Origin of the sequence: Algoriphagus iocasae (assembly GCF_014206875.1) — a bacterium.
Classification (GTDB): Bacteria; Bacteroidota; Bacteroidia; order Cytophagales; family Cyclobacteriaceae; genus Algoriphagus; species Algoriphagus iocasae.
On sequence record NZ_JACIJO010000003.1, the window covers coordinates 285,523 to 305,059 of the forward strand.

The window sequence follows — 19,537 nt, forward strand, 5'->3', positions numbered from 1 at the left end:
CTCTAGGTTCCCCTTTCAACTCCACATCCTTCTGAAAATCTGTCTTACATCAAAAATCCATTTTCAGTTTTATATGGAGCAGGAATGTTTTCATCTCCGATCATTTCAAGCAAATCGATTTCAATTGCTCTTGCCACCGAAGAAATCGGAACGTCGTTATAGCCTCCTTCAAAAGGGTTTTCTGAATAATCGCCAATTCGATCTACCAAAAAGAAAATCCAGATGATAATGGCCGAAAAAGGAATCGTTAGCCAATAATGCAAGGCACGGGATTGCTCAAAAATATCCAACAAGCCAAATGGTATTAAGGCACAAAAGATATACGTAATCCAAAGACCAGTGGAGGCGTATTGTCTTGGGAACGGGAAATTTTTAATGCGTTCAGACATTCCTTGATGGGTATAAAGGTTAGCGATCATTTGATGAAGCCAAACTTGCTTGTAATCACTCAGGAATCCCTGTTCTTTCAATTCTGAGAGCTCTGTGCTTTGATTCTTGAGGATATGAGAAGGAATATTAGAGTGGGTTTTGAGTTCGGTCAATTCCTCTTCTGAGAGATATTTTTCTATTTCCGCATAAATTCCGTCATAATATTCCCTGATAAAACCCGGGATGAAATTTAATTTGTTGACAGGAAGATTGTGTTCCCAGGTTTTTTCCTGTCTCATTACATGCTTCAATGCCATCAGCCATGCAAGGTGTCTGTAGATCATCTTCTTTTTTCGCTCAAAAGGCAAGTCAGAATTGGGCAAACTCAAGATCCCAGTAGCAAAGGATCTACTTTCATTAACAATTGCTCCCCAGATTTTTCTAGCCTCCCAGGTTCTATCATAGGAACTGTTATTCTTGAATCCCAAAAAGAAAGCAACAGCCACACCTATTACTGAAATTGGTTGCCAAGGAAGGGAAAAAGGGATGGAAGTGATTTCGTAAAGAACAATGATGATAAAGGAATACAGTATGCCATAAATCAAAGAAAATTTGGACCAGCGAACTGTCATCCAAAAGCTGTAATACCGTTTGACGTACATAAAAGTGGTTTTTTAATATTAAACTACAGAAAAATGTCAAAAAGACCATTGTCTAAACATCTGATTTTATGATAATAATTGTATGATGAACAATTTTTTAAAAGAATTATACGATAAAAATCAATAAATGAATGATAATGGTTAAACCTTAAAAAATACCTCGTGACAAAATTTAAACACGAAATATTCCGTTAATAGTTTGAAAGAATCCTTTAGTGTAAAAAATATTGGATTAATAGTGGGGGGGGCTAGATTCAAACTAATAAATTATCAGATTTTAACTATAAAATTATTCAAACATTTTGCCTATGATAAAGATTAAAACAAAAATTTTAGTTTTCACTTTGATGGTTTCCAGTTTTATGGTTTTTTTAAAAACTAATCAAGTGAAGGGAAGCGGAGGAGATAAAGCCTGTGTTTATACAGTTGATACCCCAGATTCCATGAGAGTTGATTGCTTTGGAGAAGGGTCAATGTGCAGTATGATTCTTGCATGTCCTAAACCAAAATTTGGGAATACTTAACTCTAAATTGAGTAGAATGGAAAACTTGTTTAGAATTTAAGTAAATCAGTTTCAATTTTAAAATTAAATTTATGAAAAAGAAAATTATTATTGGTGCCTTGGTTATGGGCTCATTATTTAGTCTTAGCCTTGTAGGTACAACTAGTTATGCCCAAAGTGGCACAAAAGCATGCAGGCTTACTATAGTTAGTGATGATAAAGCAATTACAGAATGTATTTCAGAAGGTGTTATGTGTAGTTCGGTAACAGCTTGTTTTAGAATATTCAATCCTGAACAATGATTAAAAGAAGTTTTGTTTATTTAAATTTAAAGATAGCTATGGTTTTCCTTAGCTATCTTTTTTCCTGTAGTTCAAATACTGATTATAAAACTTCTTCATCAGATTTTTTTGAGTTGGGAATTGAAAATGTAATATTAGATACTATGAATTTGGCAATTGATTCTCTAACAACGATTCCTGAAAATAGTCAGTTGATTAGAAATGATAGTGTCTTCTTTTTTTATAACAAATCAAACCTTTCTTTAGAATTCTATCATAGATTTGATTCTATCTCTTTTAATCGTGTTTTCTTAGAAAGTGAAGGTCCGAATGGACTTAGTGGAATGAATGGTGTGTATTATATTTCGAATGATACTATTATTGGCTCAAGAGTTAATGAACTTATATTATTTAATATAAAGGGAAAGATATATAAGCGAATAAAATTGAATTTAGATGGATTAGGGTCTTTTCCCGATTTAATGATACAAGGTACTAAACCAATAGTATTCTTTGAGGATAAATTAATTATTTCAATTTTTCCTCATTTAAATCCAAATAATAAATCTCATTTAGAAAATTGGAAATCTTTTGTAGAAATTGATTTAAACTCTGGAATAGCTAAAAGTTTTGGAGAACTTCCTCAAGTGATGAAGGATTTTGTTTTTGGAATAAACTACTTGAATTTTTCTTTTGTAAAAAATAGTGAAGATGAATTGATTATTTCATTTGCTCCGATAAACGATCTTTTTTCAATTGACTTAAATGATCCTGATAGAAATCTTGATAGGATTATTTTAAAAGATCCTAATTTTAATTCGGCTCCTCCCTTATCTGACCCAAAAAATTCAGATATGCAATATGTTCTTTCGCATTATTTATTTAATAATAGTTTTGATGCAATTTACTATAATGGAACTAATTATATTAGGATAATACAAAAACCTATATCTGAAGATGAATTTAATTCTATGTCATGGGCAAAAAGAAAAGTGATGATCTGGTATGATTTAAATTTTGTGCCAGTTTTAAGCCATGATTTGAATAGTAGATCTCTTAGCTACAATATGGTGTATCCCTTAGATTCTGCTTTTATTTCTAGAGTTTCAAGTAGTATGGAAGATAGTTTTCAATTTGTTTTATTTAAAAATTAGAATGAGGTATATAATTAATTTAATATTATTGGCTGTATTTTTTTCATGTAATAATAAAATGGATAGTGATTCTATAAAAAAATTAGAATCGTTTTCTAATGATTTTAACACTGAAGATTTTGATAATATTTTAGTTATTCCTATTGAAATGGGTTGCGAGTATTGTGTTTTAAAATTAGTTGAGTTTCTAAGAGTTTTTAATGTTTCAGATAATTCTTTGGTTATCCTAACTGCTTCTAGTAAAGCCTCCTTAAGAGTATTTTTGGATGATCATGTTCTAAATGAGGTTAAAAATATACATCTTGATGATGATAATTATTTTTTTAATAATGGGTTAAGTTTTTTAAACCCAGTTCTTTATGTTAAAGAAAAAGTAAACTGGAATAGAATCGAGTTGTATCCAGTAAATATTGAAGACGAATTATTTAATATTTTTGTTCAGAACTCTAATGAAAAAGTAGTTAGAGATTATTATGACCTTTTGATTGAAGGGCAAATTTCAAATTATAGTAAAATTGGTTCGACAAATTCGCTTGAGGTTAATTCTATTGATAGTTTTGGTTTTGACTCCTTGTATTACTTGGATTTCTCTCTTGAAAAAATTCTATTGAAGGGAGATTTGAAGGGTATGATAATTCAAAAGGAGGAAAAATCATTTTATTTTTATACATACGATATTATGGATAGTACTTCAGCTATTTACAAAAGAAATATCCCTAAATTCATGGAATAATTTAACTTGATCTCCTTCTTGTGAGAAGTAGGTCCCAAGTCTCTAAATTCCATGGAGGATCTTTTAGCCGCCCGTTCCCAAATGGCGCTTTCGCTGGGGTTTCATATTATTTTTGCTTGTATAGGAATGGTGATGCCCTTTTTTATGGCGACTTCCCATTACCAATACCTAAAAACCAAAAATCCCCTTTACAAAGATTTGACCAAAGCCTGGAGTAAAGGAGTGGCCATTTTCTTTGTCACCGGCGCTGTTTCAGGAACCATGCTTTCTTTCGAACTCGGATTGCTTTGGCCGAAATTTATGCTTCATGCTGGACCTATCTTTGGAATGCCGTTTTCACTCGAGGGGACGGCCTTTTTTATTGAAGCGATTGCCCTGGGATTCTTTTTATATGGTTGGGGGAAATTCAAACCCTGGTTTCATTGGTTTACTGGAGTAGTCGTCGGAATTAGTGGTCTGGCATCCGGCATTTTGGTAGTTGCGGCAAATGGTTGGATGAACAGTCCCTCTGGCTTTGATTATGTCAATGGAGAGTATTTGAATATTGATCCGATTGAGGCATTGTTTAACGATGCTTGGTTTTCCCAGTCCTTGCACATGACTTTAGCTGCTTTTGCGGCAACAGGATTTGCGGTGGCTGGAATTCATGCTTACATGATTATTCGGAAGAAGAATATTGAATTTCACAAGAAAGCTTTCAGGATTGCATTGGTTTTTGGAGGGATAGCTGCATTGCTTCAGCCACTTTCAGGAGATATTTCTGCCAAGGATATTGCTGTTCGCCAGCCTGCAAAATTAGCAGCGATGGAAGCTCATTTTGAAACTGAAAGAGGAGCTTCTTTGATTATCGGAGGGATTCCTGATGAGGAAAATGAAACGGTCAATTATGCAATCAAAATTCCCGGTGCTTTGAGTTTTTTAGCTCATGGTGATTTTGAAGCAGAAGTAATTGGTTTGGATCAATTTCCAAAAGAAAACCATCCACCAGTGATGGTTACCCACTTCGCTTTTCAGATTATGGTAGGAATGGGAATGATTCTAATGGCATTGAGTCTATTGTATTTCTTTTCCTCCTGGAAAAAGAAAGATTGGCTTCGTGCAAATTGGTTTCTTTGGTTATTTGTTGTGGCCACACCACTAGGATTTATTGCTGTGGAAGCTGGCTGGACGGTGACGGAAGTGGGGCGCCAACCTTGGATTATTTATGAGGTTTTGAAAACCAAAGATGCGGTCAGTCCAATTCCTGGGATTGCTTATTCGTTTTATCTGTTTTCGGCAATTTACCTTTCTCTGTCTGCTGCAGTTGCCTTTTTATTGATTCGCCAGATTAAGGCTGTTCCAGATTCTTTAAAAGAAGGAAATGAACTTACTGAAAATCAAATTTCTACTAATCCCAAATCAGAATGATGCTTTACGTAGTCATAATTTTTCTTGGTTTATCGATTCTCCTTTACGTTTTACTGGGTGGAGCTGATTTTGGTGCAGGAATCGTGGAGATTTTTACTCCGGCAAAAATGCGAGATCAGGTCAGGGCAATTACTTATCAAACGATTGGACCGATTTGGGAGGCCAACCATATGTGGTTGATTATTACGATTGTGATTCTGTTTGTAGGGTTTCCGGCTATTTATACCGTCTTATCTGTTCATTTACATATTCCACTAGTGTTGATGCTGATTGGAATTATCGGAAGAGGAACAGCCTTTGTTTTTAGACATTATGATGCTGTTAAAGATGAAATGCAGCGAGTGTACAATCTGATTTTTACCTATTCTAGTTTTGTGACGCCACTTTTTTTAGGGTTGATATTTGGAGCAACTGTCAGTGGAAGAATTGACCCAGAGGCTACCAATTTTTATCAGTCATTTATTTATCCATGGTTTAATTTATTTAGTCTTTCTATTGGTGTTTTTACAGTCATGATCTGTGGCTTTTTGGCGGCAGTTTATTTGGTGGGAGAGGCGAAAGAAAAGGACCTGAAAATGTTGATTATCAAAAAAGCCAGAATGTTTCTACTGCTAATGGTATTGGCAGGTGGCTTGGTGTTTTTTGCAGCGGAGATCCATGGAATTGAGTTGATTCGCTTATTGATTCTGGAACCGATCACATTGTCGATTCTTGCACTAGCGACCTTGGCAATTTTATTCCTTTGGTTCCAGTTGGAAAAAGGGAAAAGAAAAGTCAGTCGTTTTCTAAGTGGCTTTGTGGTAGCTGCAATTCTAATTGCTTTCGGCTATCACTATTATCCAGATATTGTAATCGTACAAAGTGGAGCAAATCTTTCAGTTTTGAATTCTGCAGCTTTGGGCAAACCAATTGATTCACTTGCCTGGGCTTTATTGATTGGAAGTCTTTTTATCCTTCCGTCTCTTTTTTACTTATTGTTCAGTTTTCAAAGGCCGAAAGTGGCGGAATAGAAGTTTGGAAGTTGGAAGTTGGAAGTAGGAGGTTGGAAGTTTGGAATTGCCACGTTACGCTCGTGATGAAGTTCAAATAGGAACTTTAATCGGGAAATAAAATTACTTTTCACACCGTCATTGCGAGCCTGCCTTCCGGTAGGCAGGGAGGAGGAACGACAACGTGGCAATCTTTTTTTATTCAACTGGATTGCGACGCTTCGCTCGCAATGACGTTAAGGTTTTACTACTCTTCAAAGGACATTGCCCACCAGCGAACAAAAATGTCCGATTGATTTTAATATCCAAGACTAAAAACCCCTTTGCTAGCAGGAAAAAGGGTTTTTTGTATGGCATAAAACTGGAATAGTTGGTAGGGATTTTCAATCTCGAGATTTAGAAATACCGAAACTATTGCCAATATGTTTACAAATTATTTAAAAGTAGCCTGGAGAAACTTGATCCGGAGCAAGTGGGCTGGTGCCATCAATATTCTTGGTCTGGCCATAGGGATTACCGCATCTCTATTACTTTTTGTGATCATTCAGTATGAAATGAGTTTTGATAAGTTTCAAAGTCACTACAATGAAATTTATCGGATCGTTTCCAAAGACAAATACCCGGATGGATTCGATTACAATCCAGGAGTGAATAACCCTGTTCCCGATGCAATTGCTGCGGACAACTTGCCTTTTGGAGAAGTAGTGCCGGTAAAATCGGTCTATAACACCCAAGTCAATATCTACGAGCAAGGAGAGAAATCCGGGATTCCTGATAAATATGAAATAGATTATTCTCTATACACTACACCTGATTTTGCAGATCTTTTTGATTTGCAATTTGCTACGGGAACTATCGAAAATCTGGCAAATCCGAATGTCATTATCCTTACCAAGACCACTGCTGAGAAGTTTTTTGGAGATTGGGAAAAAGCAGAAAACAAAAGCTTGGAGTTTTCCAATGGTCTGAAATTGGCAGTTGGAGGGATTGTAGAAGATATTCCGGATAACAGTAATATGTTTTTTGATATGCTGGTTTCTTACCAAACGGTGAGGTCGAATCCTGACATTTATGATTTTGATTTTGAGTCTTGGGGAAGTTTGGGTAGCGACAACCAACTCTATGTGAGTTTGGCAGACAATGCTGATATCGCAACTGCCCAAGCAGCTTTGGATGGCTTTACCAAGAAAAATTTTGAGGGAAGAGGGACATCAGAAAAATCTCTTCTTTTACAGCCTTACTCAGAAATTCATTTTGACCAGCAATACGGAAGCATCAGTGGCAGTGTCACCAGATTGTCTACTGTCAATACCTTGGTCATTATTGGCCTGTTTATCTTGGTGATGGCTTCCATCAACTTTGTGAATCTGGCAACTTCCCGGGCGATCGGAAAAGGAAAAGAGATCGGGGTAAGGAAAGTGATGGGCAGCACGAAAACCCAGATTATCTTCCAATCCTTTGGAGAAACATTCCTTTCAGTTGTTTTGGCGACCTTGATAGGGGTTTTAGGGGCCACTTTCCTATTGCCTTTTCTGAGTTTGATAGCAGATGTACCTGAGAAAATGGACTTTTTCCAACCCGTAATTATGGGTTTTGTAGGAGTTCTCGTGTTGACTTTGACCTTGTTATCGGGTTTTTATCCAGCCTTGGTGATTTCAAAGTTCAAACCGATTCACGCCTTGAAAAGCAGATTCCAGCCAAACCAATTTGGTGGGATTTCAGTGCGTAAAGCATTGGTTGTCGTACAGTTTGCAATTGCCCAGATTTTGATGATCAGTACGATCATTGCCATCCAACAAATGAACATGGTGCAGGATGCAGATCTCGGATTTACCAAGGAGCATGTCTACTTTGTGGAAGTTCCTTTTGATACGAATACCGAAAGGAGAATTGATTATTTCAAGCAAGAATTGCTTTCCAATCCAAGCGTCACCACGGTAAGCTTGGCTTCAGATGTGCCTGCCTCTGATAATAACAGCCTGTTTAATTTCTATTTCGATGGAAAGTCAGAAGACGTTCCTTTTCCGGCATATGCCAAGTTTGGTGATGAGAATTACTTCAAGACTTACGGGATAGAGTTTTTGGCCGGAGGCCCCTATCAAATCAGTGATACGATCAAGGAAGTTGTCATCAATGAAACGATGGCCAAGCGACTTTTGATCGAAGATCCAAATGATGCAATCGGAAAGCAGTTTAGGTTGGGCATGATGAAAGAATGGGCCACCATCTCAGGAGTGATTAAAGATTTCACAGTTAATTCTTTGAGAGATGAGATCAAACAATTGGTGATCGCTCCGAAAAAGGATTTTTATCGGGTGGTAGGATTGAAAATGGATCAAAATGCATCCTTGGAAAGTATTGCCAGTGTAGAAAAAACTTTCGAAAAGGTCTATCCAGAGCAGATTTATCATGGATACTTCCTGGATGAATCGATTCAGAAGTTCTATGAAAGCGAGCAAAAATTGGCCTTGGTGTTCAAGATTTTTGCAGCCATCTCCATATTGATTTCCTGTATAGGTTTATATGGCCTGGTTTCTTTTATGATCAGTCAAAAAGTAAAAGAAATTGGCATTCGCAAGGTGTTGGGGGCTTCCGTTTCCCAAATCACCTACCTATTGACTAGAGAATATTTTCTTATGGTACTATTGGCATTCTTTATTGCCGTTCCGATTGCTTACTGGATGATGGAAAGATGGCTTGAGAACTTTGCCTTTAAAATTCCTTTCTCCACAGGACTATTTGTAATCGTGATGATCTGTTCCTTGCTGATAACAGGATTGACGGTGGGTTCAAAGGCCATCCGTTCAGCTTTGGCAAATCCTGTGGATAGTCTATCGGATGAATAAAATGAAAAGTCAGAAGTCAGAAGGGAGAAGTCTGAAATACGAAGTCAGAAATCAGAAGTCAGAATTCTGAAATACGAAATACGGTGTTTTCGAAAAGGGAGAAAGATTTAAAAACTAATCGCTTTTTGGAGAATTTAAAAAGTACAATAGAAATAAGATTATCGATCGATGAATAAAGGGTTTGATGAAATACTCCAACCTTTTACACCTAGAAAACAATGCTAAAAAACAATTTAAAAATTGCCTGGAGAAGCCTAAAAAAGAATAAACTGGTATCCGCCATTAATATTCTGGGGCTTTCCTTAGGGATCGCAACCTGTTTGGTCATTAGCCTTTATGTGGTTGAGGAGTTTAGCTATGATACGTTTTATAAAAAAGGTGATCAAATATATCGAGTGAACCTTGAGGCAAAAATTGCGAATGAGCACTTGGAAGAGGCAAGTGTCATGGCTCCGCTTGCAGCCACTTTAAAAGAGGAAGTTCCTGGAGTGCAAGATGCAACCAGAGCGGTAAAAGTTAGATCAGAAACTAAAATCATGCTGGGTGATCAGGTGATCAGAAAGGGAACCACTGCCATTGTTGATCCTAATTTTTTCCAGATTTTCACACTGCCTTTTGTAAAAGGTGATGCAAATTCTTCTTTGGATAAGCCAAATACCGTAGTGTTGACCGAAGATCAGGCCAAAGCAATTTTTGGAGAAGATGATCCGATCAATAAGGTGATCCGACTTGAAGATATAGGTCTTTATGCCGATAAATACCAGGATTTTGCTGGGGATTACACTGTAACCGGTGTTATCAAAAACATTCCTACTAATTCACATTTTTACTTTGATTTGCTCATTTCCATGCTTGGAAATCCCGATGCAAAAAAACAAAAATGGATCTCTGGAAGCTATGTGACCTACTTGCTATTGGATCCAGGGGTAGACCCTGCCCGAATTGAAGAGAACCTGCCCGCGATTTCTAAAAAATATATGGAAGGGCAGTTGAAGGAAGGTTTGGGGATGGACTTTGATGAGTTTTTTGAGAAAGGGAATTATATCTATCTCAAACTACAGGCTTTAGGCGATATCCATCTTGATTCTAAACACAATGGATCTGGGAATTTCGAGGCCGGTGGTGATATGCAAACGGTACTCATCTATTGTGCTATTGCTGTTTTCATGCTCCTGATTGCCTGCATCAATTTCATGAACCTCTCCACTGCTGGGGCTTCTCAGCGGGTAAAGGAAATAGGTGTCAGAAAAGTGATGGGCTCTGATAAACAACATCTCATTTATCAGTTTTTGTCAGAATCCTTCTTGGCCATTTGTTTCGCAATGGTTTTGGGGATTTTAATGACCTCAATCGCTCTTCCTTATTTCAATGAATTTTCAGATAAATCCTTGTCCGTTTTGTCTCTGCTTCAACCTGAATTTTTAATCTCTTTGGGGATTTTGATCTTCATCGTTACGATGCTGGCAGGTGGGTATCCGGCATTCTTTTTATCAGGATTTAAGCCGATCGATTCTTTGAAGAAAAAGATTTCAAAATCAAATAGGAGTGCGTTTAGAAGTGGCCTAGTGGTATTTCAATTTGCCGTATCGGTTGCCCTGATTATTTCTACTCTGGTCGTTTCCCAACAAATGAACTTCATTCAAAACAAGGATATTGGATACGACAGGGAGCAATTGATTGTGTTGAGAGATGCCGGCTTGATCGGGGAGCATTTAGGTGTGTTTACGGACAAGTTGAAAGCGGATCCTCGAATCCTAAGCGTTACGAATTCTGCCTATATCCCTTCGGGTCCTACAGATAACAATGTGCAGAACCTGGTTCTAAAAGATGATCCTTCCCACACAGTTCGAATGATGCAATATGGGATCGATGAAGAGTATATTCCCACACTTGGGATGGAGCTAATCGCAGGAAGAAACTTTTCGATGCAAATGGGAAGCGAAAAGAATAATATTATCCTGAATGAAACTGCAGTAAAGGAATTGGGGATAGAAGGTGATCCAATTGGGACTGTCTTTGAATTAATAACAGACCTCAAAGGTGGAAGAGAAGAGGTCCATGTGATAGGCGTTGTGAAGGATTTTGTATCTAAATCACTACGCGAACCAATTAAGCCTCTGATGATGGTTTACAACCCTTATTATAGCCTCATTCTGAAAGTAGAAAAGTCTGAAATCCAACCTTTGCTTTCCGATATGGAAACTACTTGGAATGGTTTCAATACAGGTGAGGCGTTCCACTATGCCTTTTTGGATGAATTGTATAATGAGACCTATATAAAAGAAGCCAAGATGGGCTCTTTTCTAACTGTCCTTTCTTTGATGACCATTTTCGTGGCTTGTTTGGGACTGTTTGGTTTGGTGACTTTCACTGCCGAGCAGCGGATCAAAGAAATCGGGATCCGAAAAGTGCTGGGTTCTACTGTCAATCAAATCGTCGGAATGCTGGCAAAAGACTTTATCAAACTGGTTGTGATTTCCCTGATTATTGCATTCCCTGCTGGATATTTCTTTATGGATTTGTGGCTTGAGAATTTTGCCTACCATATCGATATCGCTTGGTGGATTTATGCCTTGGCGGCAGGAATTACTTTGCTAATTGCTTTTGGTACCATTTGTATCCGAAGTGTCAAAGCAGCTTTGATGAACCCAGTGGATAGTCTAAAAAGTGAGTAGAAAGTATGAAGTACCATGCTTGCCTGTCTAAGGTAGGTGTCTAAAACTATGTATTTAAAATTTAGAATCAAGAACCAAGAACCAAGAAATAAGAGACAAGAGTATTTAAGATTAGAATGAAGGATTAGGAGGATCTAATTTTTCAATCCGCCACGGCGGACTTCAACTGATAAAAGCATGCTGAAAAATTATATAAAAATTGCCTGGAGAGTATTAAAGAAAAACAGACTATATACTGGACTGAATATCTTTGGTTTGACTCTGGGTATCAGCGGGTTTTTGATGATTATGCTTTTTATCCAGGATGAATTGCGGTATGATAGCTATTTATCAGACTCCGATTCTATCTATAGGGTCAGTACGCATTGGGGTAACTTTAATTCGGCAAGTTATGCCACCGCTCCACCGGCATTGGGTCCAAGAATGGAATCCGATATTCCGGAAGTTGAGGCAGTTACCCGGATTTTAAAATGGAATGATTTTACCATTCAGCCTGGCTCAGGAGTCAATAAAGAACAGGTCTTTCGGGAAGAAAAAGTGTATTACGCTGAGCCTAACTTTTTCAAGGTTTTTGATATGCCTATCCTGGCTGGGAGCAAAGAAAAGGCACTTTCTGAACCCAACTTTATTGTAATTACAGAATCTCTTTCGAGAAAGTATTTTGGAGATATTTCACCGCAGGAAGTCCTTGGGAAGGTCTTATTGATCGGAAGTAATGATCCCACACCTAGGGAGATTGCTGCAGTGATCAAGGATATACCTGCTCAATCTCATATGCATTTTGATATGCTGGTTTATGAGCCAGGGATGTATCAGGAGATTTTTTTAATGGATTCTTGGTCTTGGCCAATTCTCTATACTTATGCCAAAATAGCGGAAGGAAATCAACAAGCAGTTTCCTCCAAGCTCGCTCAGATTGTGGAGAATTATGCGATGCCATCGCTTAATTCTGAAGATGGAAGTACGGATTACAACCTACAGTTGATGCCTATTCAGGACATTCATCTTAATTCACATCTGCTCCGTGAATTTGAAGCCAATAGCTACGAAAGCTATGTTTATATTTTTTCATTGGTTGCCATATTCGTCTTGCTTTTGGCCTGTATCAATTTTATGAATCTGGCTACCGCCAAAGCTGGGCTTCGGTCTATGGAAGTCGGAGTAAGAAAGGTGATGGGCTCCAAAAAATCTCAGCTTGTTTACCAATTCCTGACAGAAGCATTTATTATCGTTCTCATTTCCATTTTCCTTTCCCTTTTGGTAGTACAGTTATCAAATTCCCTGTTCAATCAAATTTCAGGAAAGGACCTTCAGTTTAATCTGATTGGAAATCCGATGGTCTTGGTAGCAATTCCTTCATTATTAATTGTCCTGACCCTTTTATCAGGATTTTATCCAGCTTTCTATTTGAGTTCTTTCAAACCTTTGCTGATTATGAAAAAGCAATTGTCGGTAGGGAAGAATTCACATGCTTTCAGAAACGCCTTGGTTGTATTTCAGTTTGCCACTTCTTTGACTTTGATCATTTGTACTCTGATGGTGCAGCGGCAGATGAATTTTATCCAAAACACCAATCCTGGATTTGATAAAGATCAGTTGCTTATCATTCATAATGACGGGGAAATTCAAAATCATCAGCGGGAGGACTTCAAAGGAAGGTTTGCTTCAAGTTCCCATATACAATCCCTGAGTTTTTCTACTGGAATTCCAATGTCAGGCCAGTTCCAGATGCGATCTTTTAATGTGCAGGATGCGGTAGAAGAGCAGGGGATGAATTGGTATGAAGCAGATGCAGACTATATCGACACTTATCAGATCAACTTACTAGCCGGGAGAAACTTTGCAAGGACAGCAAGAGCAGATTCGGGCAAAGTAGTCATCAACCAGCAGGCAGCTAAGTTCTTTGGGATCTTGGACGATCCTGTGGGGCAGATTTTGACCAAAAACAGAGGTGAAGATGATGAGGCAACTTTGGAAGTGATCGGCATGGTGGAAGATTTCAATTTTGAGTCGTTTCGGAATGAAATCAAGCCATTGGTTATCGAATACATGGACAATTATTTCTTAAGAGATTACATCACAGTTCGTGTTCAGGCTGGTTCGATGGAGTCGGGTTTGGCAGCTTTGGAAGAGGCCTGGAAAGCCTACGAACCTCGAGTTCCAATGAATTATTCCTTTTTGGATCAAGACTTTGCTAGGGTATATCAATCTGAAATGAAGATGGCAGATCTGCTTAAAGTTCTGACACTTCTTTCGATAATTATTGCCTGTCTGGGCTTGTTTGGACTGACAGCTTATACCACTCATCTGCGAACGAAAGAAATTGGAATCAGAAAAGTTTTTGGAGCTTCCATGATGGAGATTTTTATGATGCTTTCAGCTTCCTACCTCAAATTGATCTGTATTTCAATTCTATTCGCTATTCCACTTGCCATTTATTTCATGGATCAATGGCTGGAAGAATTTGCCTATAAAACAGGATTGAATATCTGGGTAATGATTTTGGCTACGATATCCTGTTTGGCTTTAGCCTTGGCTACAATCTTTTTTCAATCCTATAAAAGTATCCAAGCGGATCCGGTGAAGAGCTTGAAAGATGAGTAACGAAGTACGATTGAAGAAGCGCGAAGTATCGAGTACGAAGTATTAAGTATCAAGTACAAAGTATCTGGAATTAAGAATTTTAAAACAACAGGTGAGGTGGTAGATAAAAAACCTTTCAACCTTTGAACCTTAAAACTTTAAAACCAATGTGGAAAAACTATTTAAAAATCGCCTGGAGAAATATACTGAAAGCCAAAGGTTTTTCCTTTATCAATATTGCTGGACTCAGCATTGGTATTTCTGCTTGTATCCTGATTGCTGTTTATATTCTACACGAAACCAGCTATGATAAATTCGTCCCGAATTCCGAAAATATCTATCGTGTAGTAAACAGCATCAATTTAGGTAATGGCACAGAAAGAGGAGTTCATTTTTCTGCCAATTTCGCTAGGACAGTTGATGCTGATTTTGATGAGGTGGAAAAGGCAGGAAGGATCATGGATAATGACCTTTTTTATGGAGCAGGAGCCAATGAAATTCAGATCAATGACCAGGAAATGCAGCACCATGAAGAAGGTTTTGCTTATGCTGATCAGGAAGTTTTGGATATTTTCAGTATTCCCATGGTATTCGGTGATGCTAAAACCGCATTGACAGAACCAAAGTCTATTGTCATTTCCGAATCTGTTTCCAAGAAATTCTTTAAAGATCAAAATCCTGTAGGTAGTGTGATTTACCTCAATGGAAATCGGGAAGATCCTAGAAGAATTACTGCAGTGATGAGGGATTTCCCAACTAACTCGCACCTGGACTACAAATACTTTTTGACCATGAAGGGAGTTGAATTTGGGAAGGGTGAGCAGGATAGATGGGTTCAGTCCAATTACAAAACTTACTTACAGCTTAGACCAGATACCAATGTAGAAGAATTTGACAAAACGCTTTCTTCCACGGTCATTATTCAATACCTCAAACCGGCCATGTTGGCAATGGGCATGACCATGGCAGAAGGATTGGAGGATAAAGCTGAGTTATATCTACAGCCAATGACGGATATCCATTTGTATTCCGCCAATATCGGCAAGGAATCAGGTTTTAGAAATGATATCAAAATTGTCTGGATTTTCGGGACTGTTGCCTTGTTTATCCTGGTTTTGGCTTCGATCAATTTTGTGAATCTCTCCACTGCTAAATCTGCCAATCGGGCAAAAGAAGTTGGCCTGAGAAAGGTAGTTGGTTCGAGTAGAATGAACTTGATCTTTCAATTTTTAGCGGAATCCATACTATTGACATTAATGGCGTTTGTAGTAGGATTGATTCTGGCAGAGTCCATTATGCCTCTTTTCCAAGAGATGACAGGCATAGCACTGACGATACCTTGGTCAAACCCGTTATTCTTGCCAATTCTATTAGTTGCTGCTTTATTGGTTGGTGGTCTTGCAGGATTTTATCCATCCATTTACTTATCAGCTTTTTCACCCATCCATGTTCTAAAAGGAAGATTGAGACTGGGTAGCAAATCAGGAGGCTTTCAAAGCAGTCTGGTGGTCTTCCAATTCAGCATATCAATTATTCTGATTATTGGCACACTGGTAATCAATAAGCAGATGTCTCATATCCTGAACTCAAAAGTTGGGTTTGAGAAGGAGCAGGTGATTCAACTCTATGGTACCAATATGTTGGGGGATCAAGATCAAGTTTTCAAGGAGGAATTAACCCGTATTTCCGGAATTGAATCAGTTACAATCAGTGATTTTTTGCCATTGGCTGGGACTAAGCGAAATGGCAATCAATTTACCAAAGAAGGTAGGGATAATATTGATGAAAGTATCTCCGGCCAAGTTTGGCAGGTAGATGAGGATTATTTAGAGACGCTTGGAATCGAATTAATAGCGGGAAGAAATTTTGATAAGAATATCGCTTCGGATAAGAAAGCAACTATCGTCAACGAAGAAATGGTAAAGGAACTTGCTTTGGAAGATCCAATAGGTAAGAAAATATCGAGATACGGTGAAGTCAATGAAATTATTGGAGTAGTCAAAGATTTCCGCTTTGATAATATGAAACAGCGCGTATTGCCTCTAGCGCTCTTTATGGGCAAAAGCAACACAATTATGTCGGTGAAAGCAAATACAGACGATATGCAGGGGCTATTGAAATCAATTGAGCAAAAATGGAATGGATTTGCACCAAATCTTGCCTTCCGATATGCTTTTATGGATGATTCCTTTGCGCAGATGTATAGTAATGTCCGTAGAGTTCGAATCATCCTGACCAGCTTTTCTGTGTTAGCTATTCTAGTCGCTTGTTTAGGCTTGTTTGCGCTGTCTGCCTATATGATTGAGCAGAGAAGCAAGGAAATGAGTATCCGCAAAGTACTGGGTGCTTCGCTTCATGGAATCTTCAGAATGTTGACTCAGAAATTCATCTTGATGACTTTGGTTTCCTTGGTTATTGCAGCTCCAATTTCTTATTACCTGATGGAAAATTGGCTGAAAGACTTTGATAGCAAAATTGAAATTGGCTGGCAAACCTTTGTGGTTTCTGGATTAGTAGCCACCACGATGGCTCTATTGACAGTAAGTTATCATGCTTTGAAATCTATAAGAATCAATCCCGCCTCCAATTTGAAAGGGGAATAGGAAGTTAGAGGTATCTAGTACAAAGTACAAAGTATTAAGTACCATGTACCGAGTATCAAGCTAGCCTGCAGAAGGTAAGTATAAAGTATATAGTATTTAGTATTTTGAATTTAGAAACAAGAGTCAAGAAACTAGAAGCAAGAACTAAGAACCAAGAATCGAGAGTAATGAAGGATTGGGGAGGGCTAATTTTTCAATCTTCCAATCTTTCAATTTTCAAATTGATAAAACCATGCTAAAGAACTACTTTAAAATCGCTTATAGAAATCTTCTGAAAAAGAAGGTTTATTCCTTTATCAATATTGTTGGATTGGGGATTGGAATGGCCTGCTGTGTCTTGATTTTTATGTTTGTGCAGGACGAACTTTCCTATGATCAATTCAATGAAAAGGGCGATCGGATTTTTAGAGTTGTTCATGGGTATTTTGGAGAGGATGAACAGGCCAATAATTCAAGAGAAGACTATTGGGTTTGGGGAAATGCTCCGGTAGGACCTGCTTTGGAATTGGATTTTCCTGAAGTGGAGAAGGTTGTTCGGTTTTCTGGAAAAGGAGATATCTTGTTTACCGTGGGCGATCAAACCCAACAGGAAGACGGTATCGTCTTTATGGATTCTACTTTTTTTGAAGTGTTTTCATTCGAATTTCTTGAAGGAGATCCTAAAAAAGCATTGGTAGCTCCATATAGCGTCGTGCTTTCTGAAACCACTGCAAAGAAATATTTTGGAGACCAGCAGGCTTTAGGCAAAACCCTGAAAGGTAGTGATGTTGCTGGGAGAGCCAATGCAGGGGATTATACTGTTACTGGGGTGATGAAAGATTCCCCTTCAAACTCCCATCTGAAGTTTAATACTCTTTTATCTTTAAGTACTTTTTATCAATCCAGACCGGGAATATTTGATGCATGGGGTTATGTGGATACTTACACCTATTTCTTGGTCAATGAGCAATTTGACCAGCAGGCTTTTGAGGCTAAAATCCCAGAATTCATTAAAAGAAGAGCTAGCGAAGAAAATGGGCCAAATTATACTATTGGGATTGAACCATTGAAGGATGTGTATCTCAGATCGGAAGTTCAGCGACAGCCGGGAGAAACTGCTTCTCTTTCGAATATTTATATTTTCTCCATAATCGGTCTGTTTATCCTGGGGATTGCGATCATCAATTTTATGAATCTTTCTACCGCCAGATCAATGGAGCGGGCCAAAGAAGTGGGAATCCGTAAATCCATAGGAGCAGATAAAAATAGCTTGATCTTTCAATTTTTGGAAGAATCTCTGATCATCGTATTGCTGGCCGCCATAATCTCCGTGATTTTAGTTTCAGTTGCCTTGCCATTAATGGAGCAACTTACCGGTAAAGAACTTCAAATCAACCGTGTAATCAATTGGCAGACTATCCCATTTTTTGTTGGGATTGTCTTGATTGTGGGATTATTGGCAGGTTCCTATCCAGCATTGGTACTATCGAGTTTTAGACCGGTAGCCATCTTAAAAGGAATTAATAAGTCAGATGCCAAGGGAGCAAATTTGCGTAAAGGATTGGTAGTTTTTCAGTTTAGCCTTTCCATCGCCTTGATTGCGGGCACCCTCATTGTTTACACCCAAATGAGTCATTTATTGGACAAGGACATGGGTTTTGACAAAGAACAAATGCTGGTAGTAGATTATAACTATGACGAGCAGGTCAACAATGTCTCCTCTGCTTTGGAAAATGAGTTGGAGAAAAACCAAAACATTGCCTCAGTCGCCTTTTCTAGGTCAGTTCCCGGAAGTCATTTTCCGAATGCTGGAACGACGATCGAGAATCCTGATGGTGAAATGGTCATGGAAGGTCAGGCAATTTTTCAGGTCGGATTGGATTTTATCGATCATTTCAATCTGGAGCTAGTTGCTGGAAGATCTTACAGTAGGGATTATCCATCTGATTCCACTTCTGCTTTGGTGATCAATGAAGCTGCAGCCCGGCAATATGGCTATTCTAATCCTGCAGATGCGGTTGGTAAAAAATTCGATCAGTGGGGTAGAGCAGGAACGGTGATCGGTGTAGTAAAGGATTTCAATTACATTTCTCTTCATAACAAAGTAGAACCTTTGACTTTGCCGTTTGAAGCATATGCCAGTAGGTATATGAGCCTAAAATTGAAAACAGAAGATCTTCCTGCAACTTTATCACAAATCGAACAAGTTTGGAGTCAATTGGCTCCACACAGGCCATTTATTTACAGCTTTTTGGATGAGGATTTCAATAGACAATATGAATCGGATTTCAGGTTCAGACAGATCTTTACCACCTTTTCTATTCTCGCGATTTTCATTGCCTGTTTAGGCTTATTGGGCTTGGCCACTTACACAGCAGAACAGCGAACCAAAGAAATCGGGATCCGGAAAGTGTTGGGTGCGAATATCGGCAGCATTGTAGGATTACTATCTAAAGACTTTGTGAAACTGGTATTGATCGCTATTCTGGTAGCTACACCTGTGGCCTGGTATGGAATGAATCAATGGCTAGAAGGTTTTGCCTATCATGTTCCTGTTCACTGGTGGGTGTTCCTGATTTCAGGAGTGTTGGCGGTAATTGTAGCATTGGTTACGATTAGTTTCCAAGCTATCAAAGCTGCATTGATGAATCCGGTGAAGAGTTTGAAAAGCGAGTAGGGAAGTAAGAAGTCTGAAGTAAAAAGTACCAAGTACCAAGATTTCCTGCCGAAGGTAGGTACAAAGTAAAAAGTAC

12 protein-coding genes are annotated in these 19,537 nt (G+C 38.3%); 11 read left to right on the forward strand and 1 reads right to left on the reverse strand.

Features of this window, described 5'->3' with window-relative positions:
- Positions 1-44: 44 nt before the first annotated feature.
- Positions 45-1,031: a bestrophin family protein gene (locus FHS59_RS15540; RefSeq protein ID WP_184496339.1), complete on the reverse strand. Its 987-nt coding sequence runs from the start codon at positions 1,029-1,031 to the stop codon at positions 45-47.
- A 308-nt stretch (positions 1,032-1,339) separates the two neighbouring features.
- Between FHS59_RS15540 and FHS59_RS15545 the strand changes: the two genes are divergently transcribed.
- From FHS59_RS15545 to FHS59_RS15595, 11 genes are all read left to right on the forward strand, one after another.
- Entirely contained in the window at positions 1,340-1,555 is a 216-nt protein-coding gene (locus FHS59_RS15545; protein WP_184496340.1) for a hypothetical protein, read from the forward strand.
- A 71-nt stretch (positions 1,556-1,626) separates the two neighbouring features.
- Positions 1,627-1,836 (forward strand): hypothetical protein, encoded by a 210-nt coding sequence (locus tag FHS59_RS15550; RefSeq protein ID WP_184496341.1) that lies wholly within the window; start codon positions 1,627-1,629, stop codon positions 1,834-1,836.
- On the forward strand, positions 1,833-2,969 hold the full coding sequence (locus FHS59_RS15555) for a DUF4221 family protein (protein ID WP_184496342.1): 1,137 nt from the start codon (positions 1,833-1,835) through the stop codon (positions 2,967-2,969). The genes FHS59_RS15550 and FHS59_RS15555 overlap by 4 nt, the downstream gene beginning before the upstream one ends.
- 1 nt (position 2,970) lies before the next feature.
- Positions 2,971-3,702 (forward strand): hypothetical protein, encoded by a 732-nt coding sequence (locus FHS59_RS15560; RefSeq protein ID WP_184496343.1) that lies wholly within the window; start codon positions 2,971-2,973, stop codon positions 3,700-3,702.
- Between the two features lie 51 nt (positions 3,703-3,753).
- A complete protein-coding gene (locus FHS59_RS15565) occupies positions 3,754-5,109 on the forward strand; it encodes a cytochrome ubiquinol oxidase subunit I (protein ID WP_184496344.1) in 1,356 nt (451 codons plus the stop codon).
- The gene (locus tag FHS59_RS15570) at positions 5,106-6,119 is read left to right on the forward strand and encodes a cytochrome d ubiquinol oxidase subunit II (protein ID WP_317168205.1); all 1,014 of its coding nucleotides are present in this window, start codon (positions 5,106-5,108) and stop codon (positions 6,117-6,119) included. The genes FHS59_RS15565 and FHS59_RS15570 overlap by 4 nt, the downstream gene beginning before the upstream one ends.
- A 401-nt stretch (positions 6,120-6,520) precedes the next feature.
- Positions 6,521-8,944, forward strand: a complete 2,424-nt coding sequence (locus FHS59_RS15575) for an ABC transporter permease (protein ID WP_184496345.1) — start codon at positions 6,521-6,523, stop codon at positions 8,942-8,944.
- Between the two features lie 218 nt (positions 8,945-9,162).
- Positions 9,163-11,619 carry an ABC transporter permease gene (locus FHS59_RS15580; protein ID WP_184496346.1) on the forward strand — a complete coding sequence of 819 codons (2,457 nt, stop codon included), beginning with the start codon at positions 9,163-9,165 and terminating at the stop codon, positions 11,617-11,619.
- A 177-nt stretch (positions 11,620-11,796) separates the two neighbouring features.
- On the forward strand, positions 11,797-14,223 hold the full coding sequence (locus FHS59_RS15585; RefSeq protein WP_184496347.1) for an ABC transporter permease: 2,427 nt from the start codon (positions 11,797-11,799) through the stop codon (positions 14,221-14,223).
- Positions 14,224-14,369: 146 nt separating this feature from the next.
- Positions 14,370-16,805 carry an ABC transporter permease gene (locus FHS59_RS15590; RefSeq protein ID WP_184496348.1) on the forward strand — a complete coding sequence of 812 codons (2,436 nt, stop codon included), beginning with the start codon at positions 14,370-14,372 and terminating at the stop codon, positions 16,803-16,805.
- A gap of 232 nt (positions 16,806-17,037) precedes the next feature.
- Positions 17,038-19,461: an ABC transporter permease gene (locus tag FHS59_RS15595; protein ID WP_184496349.1), complete on the forward strand. Its 2,424-nt coding sequence runs from the start codon at positions 17,038-17,040 to the stop codon at positions 19,459-19,461.
- Positions 19,462-19,537 lie beyond the last annotated feature (76 nt).

What these genes read in the sequence shown, in the direction of transcription:
- FHS59_RS15595 (WP_184496349.1), top strand. Translation starts at nt 17,038, where the DNA reads ATGCTAAAGAACTACTTTAAAATCGCTTATAGAAATCTTCTGAAAAAG.
- FHS59_RS15560 (WP_184496343.1), top strand. Translation starts at nt 2,971, where the DNA reads ATGAGGTATATAATTAATTTAATATTATTGGCTGTATTTTTTTCATGT.
- FHS59_RS15570 (WP_317168205.1), top strand. Translation starts at nt 5,106, where the DNA reads ATGATGCTTTACGTAGTCATAATTTTTCTTGGTTTATCGATTCTCCTT.
- FHS59_RS15590 (WP_184496348.1), top strand. Translation starts at nt 14,370, where the DNA reads ATGTGGAAAAACTATTTAAAAATCGCCTGGAGAAATATACTGAAAGCC.
- FHS59_RS15550 (WP_184496341.1), top strand. Translation starts at nt 1,627, where the DNA reads ATGAAAAAGAAAATTATTATTGGTGCCTTGGTTATGGGCTCATTATTT.
- FHS59_RS15585 (WP_184496347.1), top strand. Translation starts at nt 11,797, where the DNA reads ATGCTGAAAAATTATATAAAAATTGCCTGGAGAGTATTAAAGAAAAAC.
- FHS59_RS15575 (WP_184496345.1), top strand. Translation starts at nt 6,521, where the DNA reads ATGTTTACAAATTATTTAAAAGTAGCCTGGAGAAACTTGATCCGGAGC.
- FHS59_RS15580 (WP_184496346.1), top strand. Translation starts at nt 9,163, where the DNA reads ATGCTAAAAAACAATTTAAAAATTGCCTGGAGAAGCCTAAAAAAGAAT.
- FHS59_RS15555 (WP_184496342.1), top strand. Translation starts at nt 1,833, where the DNA reads ATGATTAAAAGAAGTTTTGTTTATTTAAATTTAAAGATAGCTATGGTT.
- FHS59_RS15540 (WP_184496339.1), bottom strand. Translation starts at nt 1,031, where the DNA reads ATGTACGTCAAACGGTATTACAGCTTTTGGATGACAGTTCGCTGGTCC.
- FHS59_RS15565 (WP_184496344.1), top strand. Translation starts at nt 3,754, where the DNA reads ATGGAGGATCTTTTAGCCGCCCGTTCCCAAATGGCGCTTTCGCTGGGG.
- FHS59_RS15545 (WP_184496340.1), top strand. Translation starts at nt 1,340, where the DNA reads ATGATAAAGATTAAAACAAAAATTTTAGTTTTCACTTTGATGGTTTCC.